The sequence below is a fragment of the Aeromicrobium sp. P2_G6 genome, from assembly GCF_056403535.1.
In genome coordinates this window covers 170,556-196,996 of record NZ_JBFUFH010000006.1, presented here as the reverse complement: position 1 = coordinate 196,996, position 26,441 = coordinate 170,556, and the positions used below count along the sequence as shown (strand labels likewise).

Sequence of the window (26,441 nt, the reverse complement as noted above, 5' to 3'; positions counted from 1 at the left end):
CCGGAGGATTGCCATGCGGACCGAGTTGTCGAGCAAGTGGGTCCGCGGCTACGTCGGCGAGACGGTAGTGGTCGACAGTCGTGCACCGATGCTCTTCTTCGAGGACTCGTTCCCGGTCCCCGGCTACGCGTTCGCTGACGACGACGTCCGGCTCGACCTCCTTCGGCCGACCAGCGATCCGCCGCCCCACGGACCGTTCTTCTACCTGCCCAAGGGGCCGGTCGCCGAGTGGTATCACCTCGAGGTCGAGGGCCGCATCGTCAGGCACGCCGCCTGGCGGCGTGACGACCCGGAGATCAGCGACCGGCTGGTCCTCAGCTGGCAGCCCGGCGTCCTCGACCGGTGGATGGAGGAGGAAGAGGAGGTCATCGAGCATCCTCGCGACCCACACAAGCGGGTCGAAGCCATCGCCAGCTCGCGCCACGTGGAGATCAGCCTCGACGGCAGTCCCCGCGGTCGGAAAGATCGCCGGCCTCGTGGCGTTCTACAACGAGATGGTCGACATCGTGGTCGACGGCGTGCCTCAGGAACGGCCGGTGACGGTGTTCAGCGCACGCGCGCACCGGCCGGTTTCCTCGGGATGAACGGACTGTGGTCGGCAGAGGCCGGGTCCTTGCCTAGCACTCGGCGACCTCGATTTGTATTAGGGCGCGTAGGTCTGTCAGAATAGTTCGGTTGCTCCGGCTTGATCGCTGGGGCGCCGACCGTCCGGCCTCTCACGCCGATCATGACGCCGGTGCCGAACCTGAGATCGAGCTTGTCCCGCTGAAGCGGGTCCAACCACCTAACTCGACAAGTGTGTGACGTATGCGCCCAAGTGGCCGCGACACGCCCGACCTCGGGGGTCGGCGGGAGGGAGGAGCCTTTCTCCCTCGATCCGGGGCGAGACTGCGAAGCGAACGAACGTAAAGGACAAGCGAGAGCATGGCGGGACAAAAAATCCGTATCCGGCTCAAGGCCTACGACCACGAGGTCATTGACTCCTCGGCGCGCAAGATCGTCGACACGGTGACGCGCACGGGCGCCAAGGTCGCAGGACCGGTGCCGCTGCCCACCGAGAAGAACGTGTTCTGTGTGATCCGTTCGCCGCACAAGTACAAGGACAGCCGCGAGCACTTCGAGATGCGCACGCACAAGCGCCTCATCGACATCATTGACCCGACGCCGAAGACAGTCGACTCGCTCATGCGCCTCGACCTGCCTGCCGGCGTCGACATCGAGATCAAGCTCTGAGGGGGACAGCGACCATGAGCACCAGCAGCACTGCCACCACGCGCGGCCTCCTCGGCCGCAAGCTCGGCATGACCCAGGTATGGGACGCCGACAACAAGATCATTCCCGTCACCGTGATCGCTGCCGACACCAACGTCGTCACCCAGATCCGTACGCGTGAGACCGACGGCTACTCCGCCGTCCAGCTCGGCTTCGGCGAGATCGACGGCCGCAAGGTCAACAAGCCGGTCGCCGGTCACCTGGCCAAGGCCGGCGTGACTCCTCGCCGCCACATCGTCGAGATCCGCACCGAGGCCGTCTCGGACTACACGCTGGGCCAGGAGGTCTCCCCGGAGATCTTCACGGCCGGCGACGTCGTCGACGTCACCGCGACCAGCAAGGGCAAGGGCTTCGCCGGAGTCATGAAGCGTCACGGCTTCCACGGCGTCGGCGCCTCGCACGGTGCGCACCGCAACCACCGCAAGCCCGGCTCGATCGGTGGCTGCGCCACCCCGGGTCGCGTCTTCAAGGGTCTGCGCATGGCCGGCCACATGGGCGCCGAGCAGGTCACGACGCAGAACCTCAAGGTTCACGCTGTCGACGCCGACAAGGGCGTCATCCTCATCAAGGGCGCCGTACCCGGCCCCAAGGGCGCACTCGTCGTCATCCGCTCTGCTGTGAAGGGAGCCTGATCATGGCAAAGACCATTGACGCTCAGCTGCCTGTCGACATCTTCGACGTGCAGGTCAACATCCCGCTGATCCACCAGGTCGTCGTGGCGCAGCTCGCCGCGGCTCGCCAGGGCACGCACAGCACCAAGTCGCGTGGCGAGGTGTCCGGTGGTGGCAAGAAGCCGTACCGCCAGAAGGGCACCGGTCGCGCTCGTCAGGGCTCGATCCGCGCACCCCAGTACAACGGTGGTGGCATCGTGCACGGCCCGACGCCGCGCTCGTACGACCAGCGCACGCCCAAGAAGATGAAGGCCGCCGCCCTGCGCGGTGCCCTCTCCGACCGGGCCCGCTCGGGTCGCCTGCACGTGGTTGAGAGCATCGTCGCCGGCGACAAGCCGTCGACCAAGCTGGCTCTGGCCACACTGCGCGAGCTCACGCCGCGTCCCCGCGTGCTGATCGTCGTGGACCGTGAGGACACGATCACGTCACTCAGCCTGCGCAACGCCGGCGAGACGGTCATCCTGACGTTCGACCAGGTCAACACCTACGACGTCCTGCTCAGCGACGACGTCATCTTCACGCAGGCAGCATTCGACGCCTTCGTGGCGGCGCGTTCGGCCGAGGGTGCGAAGACGATCGCCCTGAGCGCTGCGGCGACCGAGGTCGACGCCCGCGACGCCAAGCCGGCCGCCAAGAAGGCGCCTGCCAAGAAGGCCCCCGCCAAGAAGGCGGCAGCCACTGAGGCCGCCGCTGGCGAGGAGCCGGCCAAGAAGGCCACCGCCAAGAAGGCGCCTGCGAAGGCTGCCGACGAGGAGACGCCGGCCAAGAAGGCCAGCACTGCCAAGAAGGCGCCGGCCAAGAAGGCCGATGCTGACGAGGCCCCGGCCAAGAAGGCTGCTGCCAAGAAGGCCCCCGCGGCCAAGAAGGCGCCGGCCAAGAAGACCGCTGCCAAGAAGGCTGCACCCGGAGGCGATGACAAGTGAGCACGATCCACAAGGACCACCGCGACATCCTGATCGCGCCGGTCGTCAGCGAGAAGAGCTACGGCCTGCTCGATGACAACAAGTACACCTTCGTGGTGCACCCGGACGCCAACAAGACGGAGATCAAGATCGCCGTCGAGAAGATCTTCGGCGTCAAGGTCACCGCAGTCAACACGCTCAACCGCAAGGGCAAGACCCGCCGCACGCGTTCGGGTCTCGGCAAGCGCAAGGACACCAAGCGAGCCATCGTGAGTGTCGCCGCAGGCCAGAGCATCGACATCTTCGCAGGCCCGAGCGCCTGAGACGAGGACTGAAGACATATGGCAATTCGCAAATACAAGCCGACAACCCCGGGCCGTCGTGGCTCGAGCGTTGCCGACTTCGCCGAGATCACCCGCACGACTTCGGAGAAGTCGCTGACGGAGCCGCTGCCCAAGAAGGGCGGCCGCAACAACCAGGGACGCATCACGACGCGTCACCAGGGTGGCGGTCACAAGCGCGCCTACCGCATCATCGACTTCCGTCGCTATGACAAGGACGGCGTGCCGGCCAAGGTCGCTCACATCGAGTACGACCCCAACCGCACCGCGCGCATCGCGCTCCTGCACTACGCCGACGGCGAGAAGCGCTACATCATCGCGCCCGAGGGCCTCAAGCAGGGCATGACCGTCGAGTCCGGTGTCGGTTCCGACATCAAGGTCGGCAACAACCTGCCCCTGCGCAACATCCCCGTGGGAACGACGATCAACGGCATCGAGCTGCGTCCGGGCGGTGGCGCCAAGATGGGCCGCTCCGCCGGCACCAAGGTCCAGCTCGTCGCCAAGGAGGGCAACAAGGCGCAACTGCGTCTGCCCTCCGGCGAGATGCGCTACGTCGACGTCCGCTGCCGCGCCACGATCGGCGAGGTCGGCAACGCCGAGCAGTCCAACATCAACTGGGGCAAGGCCGGACGCAACCGTTGGAAGGGCAAGCGCCCGACCGTCCGCGGTGTCGCCATGAACCCGGTCGACCACCCGCACGGTGGTGGTGAGGGCAAGACGTCCGGTGGACGTCACCCCGTCTCCCCGTGGGGCAAGCCGGAAGGCCGTACGCGCAAGCGCAAGGCCAGCGACTCCCAGATCGTCCGCCGCCGCAAGTCCGGCCGCTGAGAAGGATTGGTTAACAGATGCCACGCAGTTTGAAGAAGGGCCCGTTCGTTGACGGGCACCTCGAGAAGAAGGTCGACGCGCAGAACGCCGCCGACACTCACACCGTGATCAAGACCTGGTCGCGTCGCTCGATGATCCTGCCGTCCTTCATCGGACACACGATCGCCGTGCACGACGGCCGCAAGCACGTGCCCGTGTTCATCACGGACTCGATGGTGGGTCACAAGCTGGGCGAGTTCGCCCCGACCCGCACGTTCCGCGGTCACGAGAAGGACGACCGGAAGGCGAAGAGGCGATGAGTGCAGCTACCCGTGAGAGCATCAGTGCTCGACGTGAGCGTCTGCTGGGCGACGAGCCCGGTGCGTTCGCCGTCGCGCGCTTCGTGCGCGTCACCGCGCAGAAGTCGCGCCGTATCGCGGACCTGATCCGCGGCGACTCGGTCGAGAACGCCCTGGCCACCCTGCAGTTCGCGCCGCAGGCCGTCGCCGAGAACTTCTACAAGCTCGTCGACAGCGCCGCGTCCAACGCGGAGACGACCGAAGGCCTCGACCGTTCCAACCTGGTCATCACCGTGGTCCAGGTCGACGAGGGCCCGACGATGAAGCGTTGGCGCCCCCGCGCCAAGGGTGCGGCCAACCGCATCCTCAAGCGCAGCAGCCACCTGACCGTGGTCGTGCAGCCCCGCGAGGTCGTTCAGGCCAAGCTGGACGCGGCCAACATCAAGAACTCCAAGAAGAAGGGCGGGAACCGATAGTGGGACAGAAAATCAACCCGCACGGGTTCCGACTGGGCATCTCGACGGATCACAAGAGCCGTTGGTACGCCGACAAGCTCTACAAGAGCTACGTCGGCGAGGACGTCAAGATCCGCAAGATGCTCACCAAGGGCATGGACCGCGCCGGCATCAGCCGTGTTGAGATCGAGCGCACGCGTGACCGCGTACGCGTCGACATCCACACCGCTCGTCCTGGCATCGTCATCGGCCGCCGTGGCGCCGAGGCTGACCGCATCCGCGGCGACCTCGAGAAGCTCACGGGCAAGCAGGTGCAGCTGAACATCCTCGAGGTCAAGAACCCCGAGATGGACGCGCAGCTGGTCGCCCAGGGCGTTGCCGAGCAGCTGTCGGGTCGCGTGCAGTTCCGTCGCGCGATGCGCAAGGCCATGCAGACGACGATGCGCAGCGGTGCCAAGGGCATCCGTATCCAGTGCTCGGGTCGTCTCGGCGGCGCCGAGATGTCCCGCTCGGAGTTCTACCGCGAGGGCCGCGTGCCCCTGCACACGCTCCGCGCCGACGTCGACTACGGCTTCTACGAGGCCAAGACGACCTTCGGCCGCATCGGCGTGAAAGTCTGGATCTACAAGGGTGAGGTTGCGGGCACCCGCGCCGAGCGCGAGGCCGAGGCGGCCAAGCGTGCGGCAGCTCCCGGCAGCAGCCGTCGTCCCGCCCGTGGTGGCGCGGCCGGTGGCGCACGTCGCCCCGAGCGTCCCGCCCGTGAGGACGCCGCTCCGGCGGCCGACGCCGCTGCTGCGGCTCCGGCCACCGCCGAAACCGTTGCCGCGCCCGCCGCTGCAGCACCTGAAGGAGGGGAGAGCTGATGTTGATGCCCCGCAGGGTCAAGTACCGCAAGCAGCACCACCCCACGCGCCGCGGTGCGGCCAAGGGTGGCACCGAGCTCGCGTTCGGTGACTACGGCATTCAGTGCGTGACCGCCGCCTACGTGACGAACCGTCAGATCGAGTCCGCTCGTATCGCCATGACGCGTCACATCAAGCGTGGCGGCAAGGTCTGGATCAACATCTACCCGGACCGTCCGCTCACGAAGAAGCCCGCCGAGACCCGCATGGGTTCCGGTAAGGGTTCGCCGGAGTGGTGGGTCGCCAACGTCAAGCCCGGACGCGTCATGTTCGAGCTGTCGGGTGTCTCCGAGGAGGTTGCTCGCGAGGCCATGCGCCGCGCGATCCACAAGCTCCCCATGAAGGCCCGATTCATCACCCGAGAGACAGGTGAGCTGTGATGGCGCAGCACACAACCGCAGCAGAGCTGCGCAGCGTCGCTTCCGACGACCTGGCGGCCAAGCTGTCAGAGGCCAAGGAAGAGCTGTTCAACCTGCGCTTCCAGAACGCCACTGGTCAGCTCGACAACACCGCCCGGCTTCGGGCAGTGCGCAAGGACATCGCCCGGATCTACACCGTCATGCGTGAGCGCGAGCTCGGCATCGTCGAGGAGGTCCAGGCATGACCGACAAGAACCAGAAGGACGAGGCAGTGACCGAACGCACCACGCGCAAGACCCGTGAGGGTCTTGTCGTCAGCGACAAGATGGACAAGACCGTCGTGGTCAACGTCGAGGATCGCGTCAAGCACGCCCTCTACGGCAAGGTCCTGCGTCGCAACATCAAGCTCAAGGCTCACGACGAGGCAAACGCTGCCGGCATCGGTGACCGTGTCCTGATCATGGAGACACGTCCACTGTCCGCCACCAAGCGTTGGCGCATCGTCGAGATCCTCGAGAAGGCCAAGTAGGAGACGACAGATGATTCAGCAGGAGTCGCGACTCAAGGTCGCCGACAACACCGGTGCCAAGGAGATCTTGTGCATCCGTGTCCTCGGTGGCTCAGGTCGGCGCTACGCGGGCATCGGCGACACGATTGTCGCCACTGTCAAGGACGCCATCCCCGGCGGAAACGTCAAGAAGGGTGATGTCGTCAAGGCTGTCGTCGTGCGCACCGTCAAGGAGCGCCGTCGTCCGGATGGCTCGTACATCAAGTTCGACGAGAACGCAGCCGTGATCCTCAAGGCCGATGGCGACCCGCGCGGTACGCGCATCTTCGGTCCCGTTGGCCGTGAACTTCGCGACAAGAAGTTCATGCGCATCATTTCGCTCGCACCGGAGGTGCTCTGAGATGGCCCGCAAAGGCACCATCAGCATTCGCAAGGGTGACCAGGTCAAGGTCATCGCTGGCAAGGACAAGGGCGTGACCGGATCGGTGATCGAAGTGATCGCTGACCAGAACCGCGTCATCGTCGAGGGCGTCAACCGCGTCAAGCGCCACACCAAGCCTTCACAGGCCGGTGGCGCAGGCTCGGGCGGCATCATCACCAGCGAGGCTCCGATCCACATCTCCAACGTGATGCTGCTCGCCGACAAGACCCCGACGCGTGTCGGCTACCGCCGCGACGACGTCACCAAGAACCGTCCCGACGGTTCCACCTACACCGCGCAGCGCAGCGTGCGCATCGCGAAGAAGACCGGAAAGGAGATCTGAATATGAGTACCAGCGTTGATTCCAACACGGCTTCCTCCACGGCTCCCCGCCTGAAGGCTCGGTATCGTTCCGAGATCCTTCCGGCGCTCCGTGAGCAGTTCGACTACGCCAACGTCATGCAGGTTCCCGGCCTCACCAAGATCGTCGTCAACATGGGCGTCGGCGAGGCTGCCCGCGACGGCAAGCTGATCGAGGGCGCGCTCCGCGACCTCACCGCCATCACGGGACAGAAGCCGCAGGTCACCAAGGCTCGCAAGTCCATCGCTCAGTTCAAGCTGCGTGAGGGCATGCCGATCGGCGCGCACGTCACGCTGCGTGGCGACCGCATGTGGGAGTTCCTCGACCGTCTGCTGACGCTCGCGCTGCCCCGCATCCGCGACTTCCGTGGGCTCTCGCCCAAGCAGTTCGACGGCCGCGGCAACTACACGTTCGGTCTGACCGAGCAGGTCATGTTCCACGAGATCGATCAGGACAAGATCGACCGGTCGCGTGGCATGGACATCACGATCGTCACCACGGCCACCAACGACGACGAGGGTCGCGCGCTGCTCACGCTGCTCGGCTTCCCCTACAAGGAGAACTGACATGGCGAAGACTGGACTCAAGGTCAAGGCCGCCCGCAAGCCCAAGTTCGCGGTACGCGGCTACACCCGTTGCCAGCGCTGTGGCCGACCCCGGTCGGTCTACAAGAAGTTCGGCCTCTGCCGCATCTGCCTTCGCGAGATGGCACACCGTGGCGAGCTGCCGGGCATCACCAAGAGCTCCTGGTAATCACTTCAACCACTGAAAGCCGCAGGTCCTCATCCGCCGGATGACGGAAACCACGGCAGGAATGGAACACACGAACTATGACAATGACCGATCCGATCGCCGACATGCTGACGCGTGTCCGCAACGGCAATCAGGCGTACCACGACAGCGTGTCGATGCCGTACTCCAAGCTCAAGGCCGGCGTAGCCGAGATCCTGAAGCAGGAGGGCTACATCACCGCGATCGAGGTCACCGAGCCCAAGGAGGGCGAGGTGAGCAAGACGCTCACGATCACCCTCAAGTACGGGCCGCACCGCGAGCGTTCCATCGCCGGCATCCGCCGCATCAGCAAGCCGGGTCTTCGCGTCTACGCGAAGTCGACCGGTCTGCCCAAGGTGCTCGGTGGACTCGGCGTGGCGATCATCTCGACGAGCCAGGGTCTGCTCACGGACCGCCAGGCCAACCAGAAGGGCGTAGGCGGAGAAGTCCTCGCCTACGTCTGGTGAGAGGGGTCTGAACACATGTCACGCATTGGCAAGATTCCCGTCCCGGTCCCGTCCGGGGTCGAGGTCACGATCGAGGGCCAGGACGTACGCGTCAAGGGCCCCAAGGGCGAGCTTTCGCACACGGTCGCGGAGCCCATCACGGTCTCCAAGTCCGACGACGGCAGCCTCGCGGTCGAGCGTCCCAACGACGAGCGTCGCAGCAAGGCGCTTCACGGCCTCTCACGCACCCTGATCGCCAACATGGTCACGGGTGTCACCGAGGGCTACGAGAAGAAGCTCGAGATCGTCGGCGTCGGTTACCGCGTCCAGGCCAAGGGCCCGGCTGCACTCGAGTTCGCGCTCGGCTTCAGCCACCCCGTCCCGGTCGAGGCTCCCGAGGGCATCACGTTCTCGGTCGAGTCGCCCACCAAGTTCGCCGTGCACGGCATCGACAAGCAGGCCGTCGGTGAGGTCGCAGCGAACATCCGCAAGATCCGCAAGCCCGAGCCTTACAAGGGCAAGGGCGTCCGCTACGCCGGCGAGCACGTCCGCCGCAAGGTCGGAAAGGCTGGTAAGTAGTCATGGCTATCTCGATCAAGCACGCCAAGCACACGTCGCCCCGTACGGCTTCGCGTCTGCGCCGTCAGGTGCGAGGACGCAAGAAGATCGAGGGTTCGGCGGAGCGTCCGCGTCTCGTCATCACCCGCTCGAGCAAGCACATCGTTGCTCAGGTCGTCAACGACCTCGAGGGCCGCACGCTGGCCTCCGCGTCGACGATGGAAGCCGATCTGCGCTCGTCCGACGGTGACAAGACCGCCAAGGCCCGCAAGGTCGGCGAGCTCGTCGCTGACCGCGCCAAGGCCGCCGGTGTCGCCACCGTCGTCTTCGACCGCGCGGGCAACAAGTACGCCGGCCGTGTCGCAGCTCTGGCTGACGGCGCGCGCGAGGGCGGACTGGAGTTCTGATGAAGACTAACAACCAGAGGAGTGCCGCATGAGCGGGCAGCAGCGCCGCGGAGGCGGAGGCGGACGGGGTCGTGGAAACGACCGCGGAGCCGAGAAGTCCAACTACATCGAGAAGGTCGTCACGATCAACCGTGTCGCCAAGGTCGTCAAGGGTGGTCGTCGCTTCAGCTTCACCGCTCTGGTGATCGTCGGCGACGGTGACGGTCAGGTCGGCATCGGCTACGGCAAGGCCAAGGAAGTTCCGACTGCGATCGCGAAGGGCGTCGAAGAGGCCAAGAAGTCCTTCTTCCGCGTTCCGCGCATCCAGGGCACGATCCCGCACCCGGTGCAGGGCGAGAAGGCGGCTGGCGTCGTCTTCCTGCGTCCCGCATCGCCCGGTACCGGCGTCATCGCCGGTGGCCCGGTGCGCGCCGTGCTCGAGGCGGCAGGCGTCCACGACGTCCTGTCCAAGTCGCTCGGTTCGTCCAACGCGATCAACATCGTCCACGCGACCGTGGCCGCCCTCAAGCTGCTCGAGTCGCCGGAGATGGTGGCGGCGCGTCGTGGCCTGACGGTCGAGGAGGTCGCTCCGGCGGCGCTCCTGCGGGCCGGCAAGGAAGGCATCGCCGAGGCCAAGGCCAAGGCAGAGGCCGGAGTGGGTGCGTGATGGCGAAGATCCAGGTCACCCAGATCAAGTCCGGCATCGGCCGCAAGCCCAATCACCGTCAGACCCTGCGCACGCTCGGTCTGAAGCGCATCGGCGACGTCGTCGTCAAGGAAGATCGTCCCGAGATCCGCGGCATGGCTGCGTCCATCTCGCACCTCGTGGACGTCAAGGAGGTTGACTGACATGGCGCTCAAGCTGCACCACCTGCGTCCCGCACCGGGAGCCAAGACCGCCAAGACCCGCGTGGGTCGCGGTGAGGGCTCGAAGGGCAAGACCGCTGGTCGAGGCACGAAGGGCACCCAGGCTCGTTACCAGGTCCCCGCGGGCTTCGAGGGCGGCCAGGTCCCCATCCACATGCGACTGCCCAAGCTGAAGGGGTTCAAGAACCCGTTCCGCGAGGAGTACCAGGTCGTCAACCTCGATCGTCTCGAGGAGCTCTACCCCCAGGGCGGTGACGTCGACATCGCGTCGCTCGTCGCCAACGGTGCGGTCCGCAAGGGTCGCCCGGTCAAGGTCCTCGGGCAGGGTGAGATCACGGTCAAGCTCCAGATCACGGCGAACAAGTTCTCCGGGTCGGCCAAGACCAAGATCGAAGCAGCCGGAGGCAGCGTCACCGTTCTCGGTTGATGCTGTCCGGGGCAGGACGCCATGTCCTGCCCCGGCTGTTTCGGTGACTGCTAGAGTCACCCTGCGGGCGAAAGCCCGCTTTTGTCCGTCATACCGAAGCCCGTTTTTTATATGCACAGTGGTGCACGAGGAGGCATGCGGTGCTCACCGCTTTCGTCCATGCGTTCAGGACGCCTGATCTGCGGAAGAAGATCCTCTTCGTCCTGTTCATCATCGTGCTGTTCCGCCTCGGCTCGACCATGCCGGCGCCGGGCATCAACGTCGGCAACGTCAAGGACTCCGTCGACGCGGCGACCAACGGCGACAACAGCAGCCTCTTCGCGCTGATCAACGTCTTCTCCGGTGGCGCTCTGCTCCAGCTGACGGTCTTCGCGCTGGGCATCATGCCCTACATCACCGCGAGCATCATCCTGCAGCTGCTCGTCGTCGTGATCCCACGGCTCGAAGCCCTCAAGAAGGAGGGCCAGGCCGGCCAGACCAAGATCACGCAGTACACCCGCTACCTGACGCTCGGCCTGGCGATACTCCAAGCCACGGGCATCGTGGCGCTCGCGCGATCGGGCAACCTCTTCGGCGGTCAGACCACCGGCGACCTGCTCTATCACAACGACAGCATCCTGTCGTTCCTCCTGATCGTCCTCACGATGGTCGCCGGCACCGCGGTCATCATGTGGCTCGGCGAGCTCATCACCGACCGCGGCATCGGCAACGGCATGTCGATCCTGATCTTCACGCAGGTCGTGGCGACGTTCCCCGGTGCGATGTGGCAGATCAAGCAGACCAAGGGCTGGACGACGTTCGTCCTGGTCGTGCTGATCGGCCTTGTCATTGTGGCGGCAGTGATCTTCATCGAGCAGGCGCAGCGCCGCATCCCGGTGCAGTACGCCAAGCGCATGGTCGGCCGGAGGATGTTCGGCGGCTCCTCGACGTACATCCCGCTCAAGGTCAACCAGGCCGGCATCATCCCGGTCATCTTCGCCTCGAGCCTGATGTACCTCCCAGCCCTGATGGCCCAGTTCAACCAGGACGCGTCGTGGGCCTCATGGGTCAACGACAACTTCGTCAAGGGCGACCACCCGTACTACATGATCTCGTTCTTCCTCCTGATCGTGTTCTTCACGTACTTCTACGTGTCGATCACGTTCAACCCCGAGGAAGTCGCCGACAACATGAAGAAGTACGGCGGCTTCATCCCGGGCATCCGAGCCGGCCGGCCGACGCAGGAGTACCTCGCGTACGTCCTCAGCCGCATCACCGCGCCGGGCGCGCTCTACCTGGGCCTGATCGCCCTGATCCCGATGATCGCGATCGCGGTCCTCAACGCCAGCCAGAACTTCCCGTTCGGCGGAACGACGATCCTCATCATCGTCGGCGTGGGGCTCGACACGGTCAAGCAGATCGAGAGCCAGCTGCAGCAGCGCAACTACGAAGGGTTCCTCAAGTAATGCGCCTGCTGATCATGGGTCCCCCCGGCGCCGGCAAGGGAACCCAGGCCGTGGCGCTGGCGAAGCGCATCGGTGGCGCGCACATCTCAACCGGCGACATCTTCCGCGCCAACGTGCAGCAGCAGACCGAGCTCGGCAAGGTCGCGCAGCGCTTCATGGACGCCGGCGAGTACGTCCCCGACGAGGTCACCAACGCGATGGTCGAGGACCGGCTCGGGCAGGAGGACGCGCGTGACGCGTTCATCCTCGACGGCTATCCCCGCACCGTCGACCAGGTCGACACGCTTGACCGCATCCTCGACGGCTTCGGCACCAAGCTCGATGGCGTGCTCGAGCTCGTGGTCGATCCCGAAGAGCTGATCCAGCGCCTCCTCAAGCGTGCCGAGACCAGCGGCCGCGCCGATGACACCGAAGAGGTCATCCGGCACCGCCAGGAGGTCTACACGGCCGAGACGGCACCGCTGCTCGAGGTCTACGGCGCCCGTGGCCTCGTCATCGAGGTCGACGGCATGGGCAACGTCGACGAGGTCACTCGAAGGATCGACGCCGCCCTGCCCGCGTGAGGGCGAGCTCGTAGCCATGTTCGAACGCGGCATCGAGATCAAGACTCCGGCTCAGATCGAGTCGATGCGTTCAGCGGGCCTCGTGGTGGCGTCGACGCTCGAGCTGATGCGTCGTTCGGCCGTAGCCGGGATCACCACGGCAGAGCTCGACACGATCGCCCACGACCACATCCGTTCGCAGGGCGCGACGTCCAACTTCCTCGGCTATCACGGCTTCACGGGCGTGATCTGCACGTCGGTCAACGACCAGGTCGTCCACGGCATCCCCGGCACCCGCGTGCTCCGCGACGGCGACATCATCTCGATCGACTGCGGTGCGATCGTCGACGGCTGGCACGGCGACGCCGCGACGACCGTGGCGATCGGCGAGGTGCCCGACGAGGTCACCGAGCTCATGCGCGTCACCGAGGAGGCGCTCTGGCGCGGCATCGCCGCCGCGCACCTCGGCGGCCGGGTCTCCGACATCAGCCACGCGGTCGAGCAGACGGTCGACTCCGCGGGCGACTACGGCATCGTCGAGGGCTACACCGGCCACGGCATCGGCTCGGCGATGCATCAGCCGCCCAACGTCCCCAACTACGGCAAGGCCGGTCGGGGACCCAAGCTCGTCAAGGGGCTCGCGCTGGCCGTCGAGCCGATGGTCACGCTCGGCTCACCCGAGACACGTACGCTCGCGGACGACTGGACGGTCGTGACGACCGACGGTTCCTGGGCGGCCCACTACGAGCACACCTTCACGCTGACCGACACCGGGGCGTGGGTGCTCACGGCGCTCGACGGCGGGGAGTCCCGGCTCGCCGAGCTCGGCGTGCCCTACGGGGGACACTGAAGGCATGAGGAAGATCGTCGCGGTGGCCGCCATGCTGGTCGTCGCGGCCTGCGGCACGTCGGATCCACCCGAGCCGGCGAAGCCGACAGCATCGCGCAGCACGTCCGCGGCCGTCCCAGCGCTGGCACCGGCCGAGGCAGCGGTCGACGCGCTGATGCGCGCCCTGGACGCTGGTGACTGTGAGGCAGCCAAGAAGCTCGTCGTGACGCCCTCGGAGCTCGGGTGCGACGTGGTCGAGCAGTCCAAGGACTCGTTCGCCGACGAGGGCATCGACCTGGACAAGGTGACCTACCGCGCCGGTGCTGTGCACGACGCCAGCTCAACCGTCAGCATCACGTGGGGCAATGGCTATCCCACCGAGTCTTACGACGTGCAGAAGGTCGGCGATCGGTGGAAGGTCGTCTTCGACTCCGCGGCGTGATCCTTGGGTTGCTGCTCAGCCGATCGTGACGGACTTGCTGAGGGTCGCTGACGTCACGGTCGCGGTGGGCCGCAGCGTGAAGGCATACGTCTGGACGCCCGAGGCCTGGCCCGTCAGCGTCAGCGTCGCCCGGCCGTCCACCACCGCGACGGTGCGGGACTGGTCGCCGGCGAAACGAACCACCACCGTGCCGTCGGGTGCCGCGATGCCGGTGGCTGCGACGCGGATCGTGAATGTCACGCGACGGGTGCCTGGGGTCGCCGAGACACTCAGGGTCGACTTCGCCTTGACCCAGCCGGTCAGGGCGGTGGTGGCGGTGCGTGTCGTGTAGCCGGTGGCCGAGAACCGCACGCGGGCCGACAGCCGGTGTCCCAGGTCGCCGACGGTGAGCGTGCGGGTGCGGCTGGTGGCGCCGGTCAGCACCTTGCCGTCGCGCAGCCACTGGTAGCGCACGGTCGCACCAGCTGGGGTGTGCTCACCGGGCGAGACCGACATTGAGGAGCCGAGCCGCGGCGAACCGGTGATGGTCGGCGCGGTCTGGCTGAGGATGCGACCGTAGCCGATCGCGGCGGTGCTGTAGGACAGGGCCGAGTTCGTCACGAAGCCGTCCTTGCGGACGTGGACCCGCACCTGGATCCTCGAGCCCAGCTGGCGGCTCGTGGGGATGTACGACGAGCTCGTGGCACCGGTGATCGGGACGCCGTCGGCGTACCAGGTGTAGGAGTAGGTGCCGGTCGGGGACCATGAGCCCGTCGAGGCGGTCAGTCGCGAGCCGACGCGGGTGTTGCCCGTGATCGCCGGCCGTGACCTGAGCGCGAACGTGCCGCGCGCGACCGCCGCGGTCTGCGGTGAGATCGCCGTCGTCGTGGTGTAGCCGGCGCGGCTGGCGGTGACGTGCACCGTCACCGGGAGCCCGACATCGGCGGCGCGCGGCACGAAGGTCGAGCGGTCGGCGCCACTGACCGGCGTGCCGTTGACGACCCACTGGTAGGCGTACGTGAGGCCGGGCTTGGACCAGGTGCCGGTCGACGCGCTGAGGGTCGAGCCGACCTTGGGCGTGCCGGAGATCGATGGCTTGGTGATGGCGCTCAGGAGACCCGGCGCGATCGCTGCTGTAGGAGCGGACCTCGACGTGACGCTGGTGTAGCCGGTCTTGGTCGCCTTGACCGCGACGGTGACCTGGCGCGTGACGTCGGCGGGCCCGGGCGTGAACGTCGAGCCGGTGGCGCCCGGCACGGGCACGCCGTCAACCATCCACTGGAACGTGTAAGTCGAGCCGGTGGGCGACCAGGTGCCCTTCGAGGCGGTGAGGGTGGAGTCCACCCGGGGAGTCCCGGTGATCGCCGGGACCTGGGTGGCCGTGAGCGTCCCCGGCGCGACCTTCTTGGAGAGCGAGTAGGCCCTGGCGGTCGGGTAGCCGGGCCGGCTGGCCGTCACCTTGACGGTGAGGAGCTTGCCGAGCTGTGCCGATGTCGGGGTGAACGCCCTGCCGAGGGCACCGGGGATGTCCACGCCGTCCGCGCGCCACTGATAGACGTACGTGTTGCCCTTGGGCGTCCAGTCACCGCCCGAGGCGCTCAGGGCGCCACCCACCTTGACGACGCCGCTGATCGACGGCCGGATGTTGTTGACGATCTTGAGGTCCTTGAAGTGGATGAAGCCGTCAGGCCATCCGGAGCCGGACTTGGTGATCTTGCGCCAGTCGAAGGAACCGCTCCAGTTGGACTCCGACACCCAGATCTCGCTGGAGGACACGATCTTCTCGACGTACGCGACGTGGTGGCCGGTCTTGCCCCACCAGGCGACCGAGCCCAGGGCCGGCGTCGAGTTCGTGATCGAGGCCATCGCGAAGCCCCAGTCCTGGGCATTGCCGACGCCGGACTTCGGCCGGATGTTCGGCATGCCGTTGGTCGTGACGAGGCGGTAGGCGACGTAGTTGGTGCAGTTGGTCCCGGTGTACATCATCCAGTAGCTCGTCGACTTGTGCGTCGAGTAGCCGTAGTTGGAGTAGCCCTTGTCGCTGCACGACGAGTAGCCCGTGCAGATCAGGTAGGAGCTCGCGTGGGCGGCCGATGTGGGGACCAGAAGGGCAGCGCAAAATAGCATGGCGAGGATGATCCGGGCGCGCGACACGCCGTTACCTTACGTTACTGGTGGGGCTTGTGTGACTGGATTGCCGTGAAATCCCTGGCCGCACGGCCCACAGTGCTCGGCGTCGCGTCTAGCGGTGGAGCTCCATCGTGCAGCACTTCACGCTGCCGCCGGACTTGATGTACTCGCTCAGGTCGACCGGCACCGGCGTGTAGCCGCGCTCCTTGAGGGAGGCGGCGAGGCCCGTCGCCGCGGACGGCAGCACGACGTGGCGACCGTCGCTGACGGCGTTGAGCCCCAGCACCCGGGCGTCGGCCTCCGAACAGATGACCGCGTCGGGGAACAGGTCGCGCAGGGTGCGCTGGCTGTGCTTGCTGAACGCCCCGGGGTAGTAGGCGATCTCGGCCGGCGCGTTCCCGTTGCCGTCGTCGAGGACCGCGATGGCGACGTCGAGGTGGTAGAAGCGCGGGTCGACGAGCTCGAGCGAGACGACGGGGCGGTCGACCGCCTCAGCGGCTTCGATGTGCGCAGCAAGCGAGGTCCGGAAACCCGTGCCGGCCAGGATCATCGAGCCAAGCGCCAGGAAGTCACCCTCGCCCTCATTCGTGTGGGTCGGCTCGACGACGCTGACGCCCGAGAGCCGGAGCCACGTCGCATACGCGTGGCCTTCGGCAGCCCGCTCGGGGTGGCGGAACTTCGCGCCGTACGCACGACCGCCGACGACGAGCCCGCCGTTGGCCGCGAACACCATGTCGGGCTGGGTCGCCATCGGCTCGATCAGGTCGACGCGATGGCCGAGGCTCAGGTAGGTGTTGCGCAGGACCTCCCACTGGAGGTGTGCGCGCTCGACGTTGACCGGGTTGGCGGTGTCCATCCACGGGTTGATCGCGTAAGTCACCTCGAAGTGCGTCGGTGCGCACATCAGGTAATGACGGGTTCTCGACGTCCGGGTGAGGGGCGCGGCGGTACGGACGGGGGTGCGGGTGTCGAGAACGGTCAACGTGTGCCTCCAGAGATGAGCTCCTGCGCAATGAATCAATGCTAGAGCCGGCATTGGCAGGCCAACGAATCCGAAAGTGATGATCACCCCGACGATTTGTTGCGTCCTCTTCGGATCTGTGGCGGATTCTTGCAATACTGGGTGGATGGACGATCTGGATCGCCGGCTCATCGGTTGCCTGCTCGAGGACGGGCGGGCGAGCTACGCCACGATCGGCGATCGCATCGGGCTGTCAGCGCCGGCCGTCAAACGGCGGATGGACCGGCTGCTGGCCGACGGCGTCATCAGCGGGTTCACCGCCGTGCTCGATCCGGACCTGGTGGGCTGGAGCACCGAGGCGTACGTCGAGGTGCACTGCAAGGGCACGATCTCGCCGGACGAGCTCCGGGCCGCGTTCAGCCGTGTGCCGGAGGTCCACGCTGCCGCCACCGTGTCGGGCGCCGCCGACGCGATCCTGCACATCGTGGCCAAGGACGTGCGCGACCTCGAGCGGGCACTCGAACGCGTCCGGGTCGAGACCGACAACATCGACCACACTGAGACGGCGATCGTGCTGTCCCGGTTGATCGAGCGCTACGGCCCCGGCCAGTCGGAGTTCAACCTCCCGGCGTGAGTCTGTCGCAGGGCCTCAATTTGAGTCTGCCGCCTGTGTAAGCGTAGAATCGGGAGTCGGCCTTTTCAGGTCTGCATTCCCATGTCTTGGCTACCGCTCAGGCGGCTTCGCTGGGGTGCGCCAGAACGGTCCGGCCGGCAGACAAGCAACCAGAAGTTGAGGTTATGGCGAAAAAAGAAGGCGTCATCGAGATGGAAGGCGCCGTAGTAGAGGCACTTCCGAACGCGATGTTCCGCGTGGAGCTGGCCAATGGCCACAAGGTTCTCGCGCACATCAGCGGCAAGATGCGCCAGCACTACATCCGCATCCTCCCCGAGGATCGCGTTGTGGTGGAGCTCTCGCCGTACGACCTCTCCCGCGGTCGCATCGTCTACCGCTACAAGTAAATCCAACACGTTCAGATCCCAAAGAGAGAATCTCGATGAAGGTCAACCCGAGCGTGAAGAAGATCTGTGACAAGTGCAAGGTGATTCGTCGCCACGGCAACGTCATGGTGATCTGCGAGAACCCGCGTCACAAGCAGCGCCAGGGCTAAGCAGAGTTCTTCACAGCAACACGAAACATCTGATCGCTCCCGTCACAGCACGATCGTGGCGGGTCACCCCCGGAAGCGTAGGCCGGGGCCCGACTCAGGATCGACCAAAGATCCTGGAGGCAGTTGGGATGCATCAGGTGGCCATACCTCGCCGAATGGAAGGAAATGCCTAGATGGCACGCCTCGTAGGAGTCGACCTCCCGCGCGAAAAGCGCATTGAGATCGCACTCACGTATGTATTCGGGATCGGCCGCACCCGCGCCACCGAGACCCTCGCAGCAACCGGCATCAGCCCGGACAAGCGCGTCCACGAGCTCGACGACAACGACCTCGTCGCTCTGCGCGATCACATCGAAGCGAACTACCAGACCGAGGGCGACCTGCGTCGTACGGTCACCGGTGACATTCGCCGCAAGATGGAGATCGGCAGCTACCAGGGCCGTCGCCACCGTGCGCACCTGCCCGTTCGTGGCCAGCGCACCAAGACCAACGCGCGTACCCGCAAGGGCCCCAAGCGCACCGTCGCCGGAAAGAAGAAGTGATAGCGCATGCCTCCTAAGACAGCTGGCAAGAAGGTTCGCCGCAAGGAGAAGAAGAACGTCGCTCAGGGCGAGGCCCACATCAAGAGCACGTTCAACAACACCCACGTCACCATCACGGATCCTTCGGGCGCCGTGATCGCATGGGCTTCCGGCGGCACCGTCGGATTCAAGGGCTCGCGCAAGTCGACCCCGTTCGCAGCCGGTATGGCTGCCGAGTCGGCCGGTCGCCAGGCGATGGAGCACGGGATGAAGAAGGTCGACGTCTTCGTGAAGGGCCCCGGTTCGGGCCGCGAGACGGCGATCCGGTCGCTGAGCGGAGTCGGCCTCGAGGTCGGCACCATCTCCGACGTGACCCCCAGCCCGCACAACGGCTGCCGTCCTCCCAAGCACCGTCGTCTCTGACGACCCTGCCCACCACAGTTTTCTAGGAGCTATCAACCATGGCCCGTTACACCGGACCTCTCACCAAGAAGTCGCGCCGTCTCGGCATCGACCTCGTCGGTGGTGACGCTGCATTCGAAAAGCGTCCTTACCCTCCCGGCCAGCACGGCCGCGCGCGCGTCAAGGAGTCGGAGTACCGCAACCAGCTGCTCGAGAAGCAGAAGGCGCGTTACACCTACGGAGTGCTCGAGAAGCAGTTCCGCAAGTACTACGAGCTCGCCTCGCGTCGCCCCGGCAAGACCGGCGACAACCTGCTGCAGATCCTCGAGTCACGCCTCGACAACGTCGTCTACCGTGCGGGCTTCGCTCGTACGCGTCGTCACGCCCGCCAGCTCGTCAACCACGGACACTTCGTGGTCAACGGCGTCAAGACCGACATCCCGTCGTTCCAGGTGAGCAAGCACGACATCATCGACGTCAAGACCAAGTCACTGGAGACCACGCCGTTCATCGTCGCGCGTGAGACCCACGACCGCGACACCGTGCCAGCCTGGCTCGACGTCGCACCCGAGCGCGGCCGCATCCTCGTCCACAGCCAGCCTGTGCGCGAGCAGATCACGGTCCCGATCAACGAACAGCTGATCGTGGAGTTCTACTCCAAGATCTGATCGGCCCGCTCTCACCTGAGAAAACAACCCGGACCTTCAAATAGAGGTTGGTCCGGAAAGGAAGAAACAATGCTCATCGCCCAGCGCCCCGCCCTGTCCGAAGAGGTCGTCGACGAGTTCCGTTCGCGGTTCGTCATCGAGCCCCTGGAGCCCGGCTTCGGCTACACCCTCGGCAACTCCCTGCGTCGTACGCTCCTGTCGTCAATCCCGGGTGCGGCCGTCACGTCGATCAAGATCGACGGTGTCCTGCACGAGTTCTCGACCGTCCCCGGCGTGACCGAGGACGTCACCGAGATCATCCTCAACCTCAAGGAGCTCGTGGTCTCCTCGGAGAACGACGAGCCCGTCGTCATGTACCTCCGCAAGGAGGGCAGCGGTGAAGTGACCGCCGCCGACATCCAGCCCCCGGCTGGTGTCGAGGTCCACAACCCCGACCTGCACATCGCGACGCTCAACGCCAAGGGCAAGATCGAGATCGAGCTCGTCGTCGAGCGTGGCCGTGGCTACGTGTCGGCCGTGCAGAACAAGTCCGGTGACGAAGAGATCGGCCGTATGCCGGTCGACTCGATCTACTCGCCGGTCCTCAAGGTGACCTACAAGGTCGAGGCAACCCGAGTCGAGCAGCGTACGGACTTCGACAAGCTCGTCATCGATGTCGAGACCAAGAAGTCGATCCTGCCGCGTGACGCGATCGCGTCGGCCGGTTCCACCCTGGTGGAGCTGTTCGGCCTGGCTCGTGAGCTCAACGTCGAGGCCGAGGGCATCGACATCGGACCGTCGCCGGTCGACGAGCAGCTTGCTGCCGACCTGGCACTGCCGATCGAGGACCTCAACTTCACGGTGCGCTCCTACAACTGCCTCAAGCGCGAGGGCATCCACACCGTGGGTGAGCTCATCACGCGCTCGGAGCAGGACCTGCTCGACATTCGCAACTTCGGTTCGAAGTCGATCGACGAGGTCAAGGCCAAGCTCGCCGAGATGGGCCTCGCGCTCAAGGACAGCCCGGCTGGTTTCGACCCGTCGGCCGTCATCGACGCCTACGACGACGACGCCAGCTTCGCCGAGGACGAGCAGTACTGAGTACTGCCCGTCCTTGACGGCTCAGCCCGAACAATTTTGGAGACGAAACCATGCCAACCCCCACCAAGGGACCTCGCCTCGGCGGTAGCCCGGCCCACCAGCGTCTGATCCTCGCCAACCTCGCGCAGAACCTGTTCGAGCACGGCAAGATCACGACGACCGAGGCCAAGGCCCGTCGTCTGCGTCCCTACGCAGAGGCGCTCATCACGAAGGCCAAGACCGACACGGTGGCCAACCGCCGCCAGGTCGTCAAGGTCATCCGCGACAAGAGCATCCTGCACACGCTGTTCACCGAGATCGGTCCCGCCATGGCGACCCGTCCCGGCGGCTACACGCGCATCACGAAGGTCGCGCCGCGCAAGGGCGACAACGCCCCCATGGCCGTCATCGAGATCGTCGAGGCCAAGCAGTTCGGCGCGCAGAACCAGACGCCCAAGAAGGCCAAGGCTGCCCCCAAGGCCGCCGCGCCTGTCGAGGAGCCGGCTGTCGAGGAGACCGAGGTCGTCGAGACCGAGGACCTCGGAACCGACGTGCCCGTCGACGCGACCGACGACGCTGCTGAGGCGGCCGAGACGGTTGCCGAGGCCACTGAGGCTGACGCCGCCGAGGAGGCTCCTGCAGAGGAGACCACCGAGGACGACGCCAAGTAGGCATCACTTCGTCAGGAGGCCCGTCACCGCAAGGTGGCGGGCCTTCTGCATTGTCGGAGCCGAGCAGGAGCGAGTCCTCTGCATTCCGCCTCGAGAAGACCCCCACGAATGGTAGATTTCCCCGGCCGGTGCCACTTCGGAGCTCCGACCAATACCTGTCGGGGGACCCGTATGCACACGCTGGCCGTTCGTCGTTCGTTCGTCGTGATCGCGGTCGGCGCGCTGACCGCCGCGGGCCTCGGCCTCGGCCCGGTCGCCGCCGAGACCGCCGCGCCGGCCCCGGTCTCGCAGCCGAGCCCGGATCGGCGGCCCGCGTTGGCGGCGGGTGTCATCGTCAAGACGACGACGTCGACCGCCAGCTCCGGACTGGTCCGTGCCGCTGAACGCGCGCTGCCGAAGGGTGTCGAGCTGGCTGACGTCCGCAAGAGCGCCGCTGGCGGGCGTACCACGGTGCTCCCGACCGGAAAGAGGGTGACGGCGGCTGCCGCCGAGGCTGTCGCCGCGGAGCTGCGGAAGCGTCCCGACGTGGTGTGGGCATCGCCCAACTACATCCTGCGACCGCACACCGATCCGCCGGTGCCGGCCACCGACTCGTACTTCGTGCAGGACAAGGCGCGCGCGGTGTGGGACTGGCGAGCGAAGACCGACCCGAAGGTCCAGTCGGTCATGGGCTCCTCCAACACCTTCGGCAGCGGTGGCTTCAGCTCACGCGCTCCGTACGCCTGGCAGGCGACGAAGGGAGCGGGAGCCGTCGTGGCGGTTCTCGACACGGGCATCACGACGCACCCCGAGCTGCCGAGCGGTCGGATCCTTCCCGGCTACGACTTCGTGAGCCAGTACGAGTTCGAGGACGGCGACTTCGAGGACACGGGTCGTGACGGCGATGGCTGGGACTCCAACCCTCAGGACGGTGGCGACTACACCGATTTCGACGACTACTGCGCTGCTGACGAGCCGGCGTACGGCAGCTCGTGGCACGGGACCCACGTGGCGGGCATCATCGCGGCCGCCAAGGATGCCGGTGGCGGCATCGTCGGCGTGGCGCCGGAGGCGCAGATCCTCCCGATCCGGGTGCTCGGCCTGTGTGGTGGGACCACGGAGGACATCGCCGCAGCGATGAAGTGGTCGGTGGGCCTTCAGGTGACCGATCCGCGGACCGGCGACGCAGTGCCGGTCAACGCCAATCCCGCCGACGTGATCAACATGTCGTTGGGCGTGAGCAGCTCCTGCACGAGCCCTGATGCGATGCCGACGGTTGACGCCATCAACGCCGTGCGAGCCACGGGTGCGGTGGTCGTGGCCTCTGCAGGCAACGACGGCGTCAACATGTCGACGTACCCGGTGATCCCGGCCAGCTGTGCCGGCGTCCTCGCTGTCGGTTCTACGAGTGAGTACGGCGACAGGGCAGGCTATTCCAACACCAGCGGCCGCAAGGTCGTGTATTCCAACTACGGTTCTGCCGTCGACCTGGCGGCGCCCGGCGGGGATGTCTACTGGAGCAGCACAGGCGGCATCCTGTCGTCGATCAACACTGGTGCGACCACGCCGGTGGGTCCGGGATACGCCCGCTACAGCGGGACGAGCATGGCCGCTCCCGTCGTCTCGGCCGCCGCAGCACTGCTGAAGTCCGTCAACGGCGACCTCACCGCCGCCCAGACGGAAACGGCAGTCAAGGCGTCCGTCCAGCCGTTCCCCAGCGGTACGTCGTCGCAGTTCAAGCCGTGCTCGACCTCGATCTGCGGCACGGGGATCATCGACCTGGCCAGGATCGAGGTTCCGCGGTCTGCGACGACGATCACCGGCACGCCCACAATCGGTGAACCCTTGACCGCAGTCACGGGCACCTGGGTCAAGACACCGACGACGTTCAGCTACCAGTGGCTGCGTGACGGTTCGCCGATCTCCGGCGCGACCGGCGTGACGTACTACCCGACCCGCGACGATGTCGGCAAGGCGCTCTCCACCCGGATCAGTTCCGGCACGGCTGCCTATGCGATGTTCGGCTCGACGTCGGCTCCAGTCTCGGTGCCCGACGGGCCAGAGGTCACGATGACCGGACTGCCGGCCTCGGTGACGTACGGCGTGGGGGCCACAGCCACGGTCACGGTCAAGAACGGCGACGTGCCCGTCGACGGCGTGGTGGAGCTGCGTCGCGGCAGCACCGTCCTGGCCAGTCAGCCGACCAGCGGCGGGACGGCAGAGATCACGATCGCTGGCTCCAAGTGGGTCGCCGGCACCAACGTCGTGCGCGCCGCGTTCGTGGGAAGCGACAGCGCCGCGTCCTCGGTTGGGACCCCGGTGGCGGTCAGCAAGGCCGTGACCTCCTCGGTGGCCAGGTCGGTGCCGAGTCGCGTGCGCTACACCTCTCGCGCGACGCTGGTCGTCGAGGTCAGGGTGCCCAACGTCCCCAACCCCACGGGTGAGCTGCGGGTCTATGACGGCTCGCGCCGGATCGTGACGTCCGCCCTCTACTCGACCTACGGCGGGAAGCGGTCCATCCTGCTGCCCAGGCTCTCGAAGGGTTATCACCTGATCAAGGTCACCTACATGGGGAACTCGGTCATCACGGCGAAGAGCTCGACCGCACGCGGCGTCACGTCCTACTAGTCGGCGCGACGGACCTCGAGGATCCGGAAGCCCTTCTCGCTGGCGACGCGGCCGGTCGGCCAGCCCTGGTCGACCAGCCAGCGCTGGAGGGAGTCCGCACCGAGGTTCTTGCCGACCACGAGGCGGGCGACGCCGTCCGGTGCGAGGCGGGGGAGCCAGCGCAGGAGCAGGTCGTGGAGGGCCGACTTGCCGATGCGGATCGGCGGGTTCGACCAGATCTCGTCGAAGGCGAGGTCGGCTGGTACGTCGTCGGGCACCGCCGTACGGACGGTGACGCCCAGGCGGGACGCGTTGAGGGCGGTGAGCTCGAGTGCGCGTTCGTTGGTGTCCGTGGCCCAGACCGTCGCCCCGGTGCCGGCCAGCGCGCATGCGATCGGTCCCCAGCCACACCCGAGGTCGAGGATCGTCCCGCCGGTGGGTGGCGTCGAGCTGCGCAGCAGGACGGCGGTGGCCTTGTCGAGGCCGTCGTGCGAGAAGACGCCCGCCGATGTGGTGAACGTGAGCTCCTTGCCCCAGATCCGCGCCGTGACGTCCTGCCGCTTGTCGGGGGTTGACGGGCTGGCGTCGAAGTAGTGGTCCGGCACCCCGCCATCCTCTCAGTCGGCTGCGTGCCGCTTGCGCAGAGTCGCCGGGGCGGCGATGTGCCAGGCGTCGGAGATGAGCTCGCACAGCTCGTCGGGCTCGACCAGCTCGAGGTTGACCGCGACGTAGTTGTAGCCGTCGAAGTGCGGGGTGGTGTAGAACGCCGGGTCGTCGCCGCCCACGAGCGCCGCCTTGTCGGCCGCCGAGCACTTGAGCGCGAGTCCGCCGTCGTCCTCCGTGCGGAGCCGGGCCATGAGCTTGCCGGCGACCTTGAGCGATGGGGTCCCGTAGGACGTCGATTCTGCGACCTCCGGCAGCGTCACGGCGTAGGCCACGACGTCTTCCCAGGTCATCACGGCTTCAGTGTCGCACCTGGCTCAGACGGCGGCCTTGAGGAAGCGGAGCTGGCGGCCCCACCGGGGGTGCATGCGATCACCGTCGGGGGTGAACCCGGCCTGGGTGATGACGCCGATCGACGCGGCGTTGTCGGGGCTGATCGTGGCGAGGACGCGCGTCACCGCCGGCTCGAGCTCCGCGCGCGCCACCATGAGCCTGGCGGCTGCGAGAGCGAGGCCCTGGCGGCGATGGGCGGTCAGGATGCGATAGCCGAGCTCGATCTCCCCGTGCTCGTCGGGCGCACCCTTGAAGCCGGCATTGCCGACGATCTCGTCGGCGCGGACCAGCGCGTGCATGGTCCACGTCGCGTTCTCCGGGCGCCCGTCGAGGAGCGTGACCATGAAGTTCCAGATGTCGGTCTGCGCGGCGAACTCCGACGGGATCGGGAGGCCGATCAGGCTCTCGGCTCTCGCGGTCTCGCCATCACGGAGCGCCAGCATGACCGGCAGCGGCAGGTCGACGACGCGCAGGCTCACTCGTCCCTCCGTCTGCGAGACTCCGCAGCCCGTGCCGCGAGCCCTTCGTCGTCGGGGTAGACGACCTCCTCGAGGACCAGGCCGTGAGGCGGCATGACCATGACCCGGGCGTCGCGCGTGGCATTGGCCAGCACGTCGTTCGACCACTCCGGCTCGTACCGCCCCTCACCGACCGCGACCAGCAGGCCCATCAGCGACCGGACCATCGAGTGGCAGAACGCATCCGCGCGGACCGTCGTCTCGAGATTGTCGCCGGTCCGAATGGTGCTGAGCTGCCGCAGCGTACGCGTGGTGGTCGCGCCTTCGCGGCGCTTGCAGAACGCCGCGAAGTCGTGCAGGCCGAGCAGGTGTTGCCCGGCGGCATTCATGGCGTCGACGTCGAGGCGGCGCTGCCACCGTACGACCGAGGTCCGGGTCAACGGGTCGGGCCCTGACGGGCCGTCGAACATCCGGTAGGCGTAGCGACGCTCCAGCGCAGCGAAGCGGGCGTCGAAGCCGTCCGCCGCGACGGTCAGCGAAAGCAGGACGATGTCGTCGGGCAGGAGCCGTCGCAGCCGGCGCTGAAGATAAACCGGATCGACGTCGTCGAGGTCAACGTGAGCCACCTGACCGCGCGCGTGCACACCGGCGTCGGTGCGTCCGGCGCAGGTGAGCTGCGCTGACCGGGGGAGGCGCAGGATCATCGCGATCGCGGCTTCGACCTCGCCCTGGACCGTACGCAGACCGGGTTGGGTGGCCCATCCCCGGAAGCCGGTCCCGTCGTAGGACAGGTCGAGTCGCAGTCGCACCCCGTCACGCTACCGGTCAGG

40 protein-coding genes and 1 pseudogene are annotated in these 26,441 nt (G+C 66.7%); 35 read left to right on the top strand and 6 right to left on the bottom strand.

The genetic code is table 11. The features are described from left to right. Nucleotides 1–13 precede the first annotated feature (13 nt). From AC1DVU_RS18845 to AC1DVU_RS18720, 26 genes and pseudogenes are all read left to right on the top strand, one after another. A pseudogene (locus AC1DVU_RS18845) lies at nucleotides 14–232 on the top strand (hypothetical protein); the annotation flags it as partial. 692 nt (nucleotides 233–924) lie between these two features. Next, a complete protein-coding gene (gene rpsJ, locus AC1DVU_RS18840; RefSeq protein WP_012923688.1) occupies nucleotides 925–1,233 on the top strand; it encodes a 30S ribosomal protein S10 in 309 nt (102 codons plus the stop codon). Nucleotides 1,234–1,247: 14 nt separating this feature from the next. Then, nucleotides 1,248–1,904 carry a 50S ribosomal protein L3 gene (gene rplC / locus AC1DVU_RS18835; RefSeq protein WP_476923991.1) on the top strand — a complete coding sequence of 219 codons (657 nt, stop codon included), beginning with the start codon at nucleotides 1,248–1,250 and terminating at the stop codon, nucleotides 1,902–1,904. 2 nt (nucleotides 1,905–1,906) lie between these two features. Beyond that, nucleotides 1,907–2,866, top strand: coding sequence for a 50S ribosomal protein L4 (gene rplD, locus AC1DVU_RS18830; protein WP_476923990.1), 960 nt, complete (start codon nucleotides 1,907–1,909; stop codon nucleotides 2,864–2,866). Then, nucleotides 2,863–3,168, top strand: a complete 306-nt coding sequence (gene rplW / locus AC1DVU_RS18825; RefSeq protein WP_159537239.1) for a 50S ribosomal protein L23 — start codon at nucleotides 2,863–2,865, stop codon at nucleotides 3,166–3,168. Before rplD ends, rplW begins: the two co-directional genes overlap by 4 nt. A gap of 18 nt (nucleotides 3,169–3,186) precedes the next feature. Beyond that, on the top strand, nucleotides 3,187–4,014 hold the full coding sequence (gene rplB / locus AC1DVU_RS18820; protein ID WP_476923989.1) for a 50S ribosomal protein L2: 828 nt from the start codon (nucleotides 3,187–3,189) through the stop codon (nucleotides 4,012–4,014). A 17-nt stretch (nucleotides 4,015–4,031) separates the two neighbouring features. After that, complete coding sequence (rpsS, locus tag AC1DVU_RS18815; RefSeq protein ID WP_056209436.1) at nucleotides 4,032–4,313, top strand: 30S ribosomal protein S19; 282 nt, start codon at nucleotides 4,032–4,034, stop codon at nucleotides 4,311–4,313. Next, a complete protein-coding gene (rplV, locus tag AC1DVU_RS18810) occupies nucleotides 4,310–4,768 on the top strand; it encodes a 50S ribosomal protein L22 (protein WP_476923988.1) in 459 nt (152 codons plus the stop codon). Before rpsS ends, rplV begins: the two co-directional genes overlap by 4 nt. After that, nucleotides 4,768–5,610 carry a 30S ribosomal protein S3 gene (gene rpsC / locus AC1DVU_RS18805; RefSeq protein ID WP_476923987.1) on the top strand — a complete coding sequence of 281 codons (843 nt, stop codon included), beginning with the start codon at nucleotides 4,768–4,770 and terminating at the stop codon, nucleotides 5,608–5,610. Before rplV ends, rpsC begins: the two co-directional genes overlap by 1 nt. Next, entirely contained in the window at nucleotides 5,610–6,029 is a 420-nt protein-coding gene (gene rplP, locus AC1DVU_RS18800) for a 50S ribosomal protein L16 (protein WP_056209431.1), read from the top strand. Before rpsC ends, rplP begins: the two co-directional genes overlap by 1 nt. Continuing rightward, entirely contained in the window at nucleotides 6,029–6,253 is a 225-nt protein-coding gene (rpmC, locus tag AC1DVU_RS18795) for a 50S ribosomal protein L29 (RefSeq protein WP_056209429.1), read from the top strand. Before rplP ends, rpmC begins: the two co-directional genes overlap by 1 nt. Beyond that, a complete protein-coding gene (gene rpsQ / locus AC1DVU_RS18790; RefSeq protein WP_159537249.1) occupies nucleotides 6,250–6,537 on the top strand; it encodes a 30S ribosomal protein S17 in 288 nt (95 codons plus the stop codon). Before rpmC ends, rpsQ begins: the two co-directional genes overlap by 4 nt. Nucleotides 6,538–6,547: 10 nt before the next feature. Continuing rightward, the gene (rplN, locus tag AC1DVU_RS18785; RefSeq protein ID WP_056209423.1) at nucleotides 6,548–6,916 is read left to right on the top strand and encodes a 50S ribosomal protein L14; all 369 of its coding nucleotides are present in this window, start codon (nucleotides 6,548–6,550) and stop codon (nucleotides 6,914–6,916) included. Between the two features lies 1 nt (nucleotide 6,917). Next, nucleotides 6,918–7,280: a 50S ribosomal protein L24 gene (rplX, locus tag AC1DVU_RS18780; RefSeq protein ID WP_056209420.1), complete on the top strand. Its 363-nt coding sequence runs from the start codon at nucleotides 6,918–6,920 to the stop codon at nucleotides 7,278–7,280. A 2-nt stretch (nucleotides 7,281–7,282) separates the two neighbouring features. After that, a complete protein-coding gene (rplE, locus tag AC1DVU_RS18775; RefSeq protein WP_476923986.1) occupies nucleotides 7,283–7,864 on the top strand; it encodes a 50S ribosomal protein L5 in 582 nt (193 codons plus the stop codon). A gap of 1 nt (nucleotide 7,865) precedes the next feature. After that, nucleotides 7,866–8,051: a type Z 30S ribosomal protein S14 gene (locus AC1DVU_RS18770; RefSeq protein WP_056209415.1), complete on the top strand. Its 186-nt coding sequence runs from the start codon at nucleotides 7,866–7,868 to the stop codon at nucleotides 8,049–8,051. A 77-nt stretch (nucleotides 8,052–8,128) separates the two neighbouring features. Then, a complete protein-coding gene (gene rpsH, locus AC1DVU_RS18765) occupies nucleotides 8,129–8,536 on the top strand; it encodes a 30S ribosomal protein S8 (protein WP_056209411.1) in 408 nt (135 codons plus the stop codon). 15 nt (nucleotides 8,537–8,551) lie between these two features. Next, nucleotides 8,552–9,094 (top strand): 50S ribosomal protein L6, encoded by a 543-nt coding sequence (gene rplF, locus AC1DVU_RS18760; RefSeq protein WP_476923985.1) that lies wholly within the window; start codon nucleotides 8,552–8,554, stop codon nucleotides 9,092–9,094. Between the two features lie 2 nt (nucleotides 9,095–9,096). Further along, on the top strand, nucleotides 9,097–9,480 hold the full coding sequence (gene rplR / locus AC1DVU_RS18755) for a 50S ribosomal protein L18 (protein ID WP_056399245.1): 384 nt from the start codon (nucleotides 9,097–9,099) through the stop codon (nucleotides 9,478–9,480). A 28-nt stretch (nucleotides 9,481–9,508) separates the two neighbouring features. Continuing rightward, nucleotides 9,509–10,126 carry a 30S ribosomal protein S5 gene (gene rpsE, locus AC1DVU_RS18750; RefSeq protein WP_476923984.1) on the top strand — a complete coding sequence of 206 codons (618 nt, stop codon included), beginning with the start codon at nucleotides 9,509–9,511 and terminating at the stop codon, nucleotides 10,124–10,126. Next, the gene (gene rpmD / locus AC1DVU_RS18745; protein WP_476923983.1) at nucleotides 10,126–10,308 is read left to right on the top strand and encodes a 50S ribosomal protein L30; all 183 of its coding nucleotides are present in this window, start codon (nucleotides 10,126–10,128) and stop codon (nucleotides 10,306–10,308) included. The genes rpsE and rpmD overlap by 1 nt, the downstream gene beginning before the upstream one ends. A gap of 1 nt (nucleotide 10,309) precedes the next feature. Then, complete coding sequence (gene rplO, locus AC1DVU_RS18740) at nucleotides 10,310–10,753, top strand: 50S ribosomal protein L15 (RefSeq protein ID WP_476923982.1); 444 nt, start codon at nucleotides 10,310–10,312, stop codon at nucleotides 10,751–10,753. A gap of 140 nt (nucleotides 10,754–10,893) precedes the next feature. After that, complete coding sequence (gene secY, locus AC1DVU_RS18735) at nucleotides 10,894–12,198, top strand: preprotein translocase subunit SecY (protein ID WP_476923981.1); 1,305 nt, start codon at nucleotides 10,894–10,896, stop codon at nucleotides 12,196–12,198. Further along, nucleotides 12,198–12,761, top strand: coding sequence for an adenylate kinase (locus AC1DVU_RS18730; protein WP_476923980.1), 564 nt, complete (start codon nucleotides 12,198–12,200; stop codon nucleotides 12,759–12,761). Before secY ends, AC1DVU_RS18730 begins: the two co-directional genes overlap by 1 nt. 16 nt (nucleotides 12,762–12,777) lie before the next feature. Further along, nucleotides 12,778–13,590, top strand: coding sequence for a type I methionyl aminopeptidase (gene map / locus AC1DVU_RS18725; RefSeq protein ID WP_476923979.1), 813 nt, complete (start codon nucleotides 12,778–12,780; stop codon nucleotides 13,588–13,590). A 4-nt stretch (nucleotides 13,591–13,594) separates the two neighbouring features. Beyond that, entirely contained in the window at nucleotides 13,595–14,011 is a 417-nt protein-coding gene (locus tag AC1DVU_RS18720; RefSeq protein WP_476923978.1) for a hypothetical protein, read from the top strand. A 15-nt stretch (nucleotides 14,012–14,026) separates the two neighbouring features. On the opposite strand, the gene AC1DVU_RS18715 is transcribed toward AC1DVU_RS18720, so the two are convergent. Then, nucleotides 14,027–16,144: a CHAP domain-containing protein gene (locus AC1DVU_RS18715; protein WP_476923977.1), complete on the bottom strand. Its 2,118-nt coding sequence runs from the start codon at nucleotides 16,142–16,144 to the stop codon at nucleotides 14,027–14,029. A gap of 88 nt (nucleotides 16,145–16,232) precedes the next feature. Beyond that, entirely contained in the window at nucleotides 16,233–17,156 is a 924-nt protein-coding gene (gene ddaH / locus AC1DVU_RS18710) for a dimethylargininase (protein WP_476923976.1), read from the bottom strand. A 91-nt stretch (nucleotides 17,157–17,247) separates the two neighbouring features. Between ddaH and AC1DVU_RS18705 the strand changes: the two genes are divergently transcribed. The 9 genes from AC1DVU_RS18705 (at nucleotide 17,248) to AC1DVU_RS18665 (ending at nucleotide 24,178) form a co-directional block, all read left to right on the top strand. Continuing rightward, nucleotides 17,248–17,715 (top strand): Lrp/AsnC family transcriptional regulator, encoded by a 468-nt coding sequence (locus tag AC1DVU_RS18705; RefSeq protein WP_476923975.1) that lies wholly within the window; start codon nucleotides 17,248–17,250, stop codon nucleotides 17,713–17,715. Nucleotides 17,716–17,879: 164 nt separating this feature from the next. Then, complete coding sequence (infA, locus tag AC1DVU_RS18700; RefSeq protein ID WP_007078610.1) at nucleotides 17,880–18,101, top strand: translation initiation factor IF-1; 222 nt, start codon at nucleotides 17,880–17,882, stop codon at nucleotides 18,099–18,101. Nucleotides 18,102–18,136: 35 nt separating this feature from the next. Continuing rightward, nucleotides 18,137–18,250, top strand: coding sequence for a 50S ribosomal protein L36 (gene rpmJ / locus AC1DVU_RS18695; protein ID WP_007540807.1), 114 nt, complete (start codon nucleotides 18,137–18,139; stop codon nucleotides 18,248–18,250). A 173-nt stretch (nucleotides 18,251–18,423) separates the two neighbouring features. Next, nucleotides 18,424–18,792, top strand: coding sequence for a 30S ribosomal protein S13 (rpsM, locus tag AC1DVU_RS18690; protein ID WP_056399217.1), 369 nt, complete (start codon nucleotides 18,424–18,426; stop codon nucleotides 18,790–18,792). A 6-nt stretch (nucleotides 18,793–18,798) separates the two neighbouring features. After that, nucleotides 18,799–19,194, top strand: a complete 396-nt coding sequence (rpsK, locus tag AC1DVU_RS18685; RefSeq protein ID WP_056209373.1) for a 30S ribosomal protein S11 — start codon at nucleotides 18,799–18,801, stop codon at nucleotides 19,192–19,194. Between the two features lie 38 nt (nucleotides 19,195–19,232). After that, complete coding sequence (gene rpsD, locus AC1DVU_RS18680) at nucleotides 19,233–19,841, top strand: 30S ribosomal protein S4 (protein ID WP_056209369.1); 609 nt, start codon at nucleotides 19,233–19,235, stop codon at nucleotides 19,839–19,841. Nucleotides 19,842–19,910: 69 nt separating this feature from the next. Further along, the gene (locus AC1DVU_RS18675) at nucleotides 19,911–20,921 is read left to right on the top strand and encodes a DNA-directed RNA polymerase subunit alpha (RefSeq protein WP_476923974.1); all 1,011 of its coding nucleotides are present in this window, start codon (nucleotides 19,911–19,913) and stop codon (nucleotides 20,919–20,921) included. Nucleotides 20,922–20,971: 50 nt separating this feature from the next. Then, the gene (rplQ, locus tag AC1DVU_RS18670) at nucleotides 20,972–21,571 is read left to right on the top strand and encodes a 50S ribosomal protein L17 (RefSeq protein WP_476923973.1); all 600 of its coding nucleotides are present in this window, start codon (nucleotides 20,972–20,974) and stop codon (nucleotides 21,569–21,571) included. Nucleotides 21,572–21,742: 171 nt separating this feature from the next. Further along, nucleotides 21,743–24,178: a S8 family serine peptidase gene (locus AC1DVU_RS18665; RefSeq protein ID WP_476923972.1), complete on the top strand. Its 2,436-nt coding sequence runs from the start codon at nucleotides 21,743–21,745 to the stop codon at nucleotides 24,176–24,178. Here AC1DVU_RS18665 and AC1DVU_RS18660 read toward each other — a convergent pair. The 4 genes from AC1DVU_RS18660 to truA are packed head-to-tail and all read right to left on the bottom strand — an operon-like array spanning nucleotide 24,175 to nucleotide 26,420. Continuing rightward, entirely contained in the window at nucleotides 24,175–24,762 is a 588-nt protein-coding gene (locus tag AC1DVU_RS18660) for a class I SAM-dependent methyltransferase (protein ID WP_476923971.1), read from the bottom strand. The genes AC1DVU_RS18665 and AC1DVU_RS18660 overlap by 4 nt on opposite strands. A 12-nt stretch (nucleotides 24,763–24,774) precedes the next feature. Next, the gene (locus AC1DVU_RS18655) at nucleotides 24,775–25,113 is read right to left on the bottom strand and encodes an MmcQ/YjbR family DNA-binding protein (RefSeq protein ID WP_476924081.1); all 339 of its coding nucleotides are present in this window, start codon (nucleotides 25,111–25,113) and stop codon (nucleotides 24,775–24,777) included. Nucleotides 25,114–25,137: 24 nt separating this feature from the next. After that, nucleotides 25,138–25,632, bottom strand: a complete 495-nt coding sequence (locus AC1DVU_RS18650) for a GNAT family N-acetyltransferase (RefSeq protein WP_476923970.1) — start codon at nucleotides 25,630–25,632, stop codon at nucleotides 25,138–25,140. Further along, nucleotides 25,629–26,420, bottom strand: coding sequence for a tRNA pseudouridine(38-40) synthase TruA (gene truA / locus AC1DVU_RS18645; protein WP_476923969.1), 792 nt, complete (start codon nucleotides 26,418–26,420; stop codon nucleotides 25,629–25,631). Before truA ends, AC1DVU_RS18650 begins: the two co-directional genes overlap by 4 nt. Nucleotides 26,421–26,441: the final 21 nt, after the last annotated feature.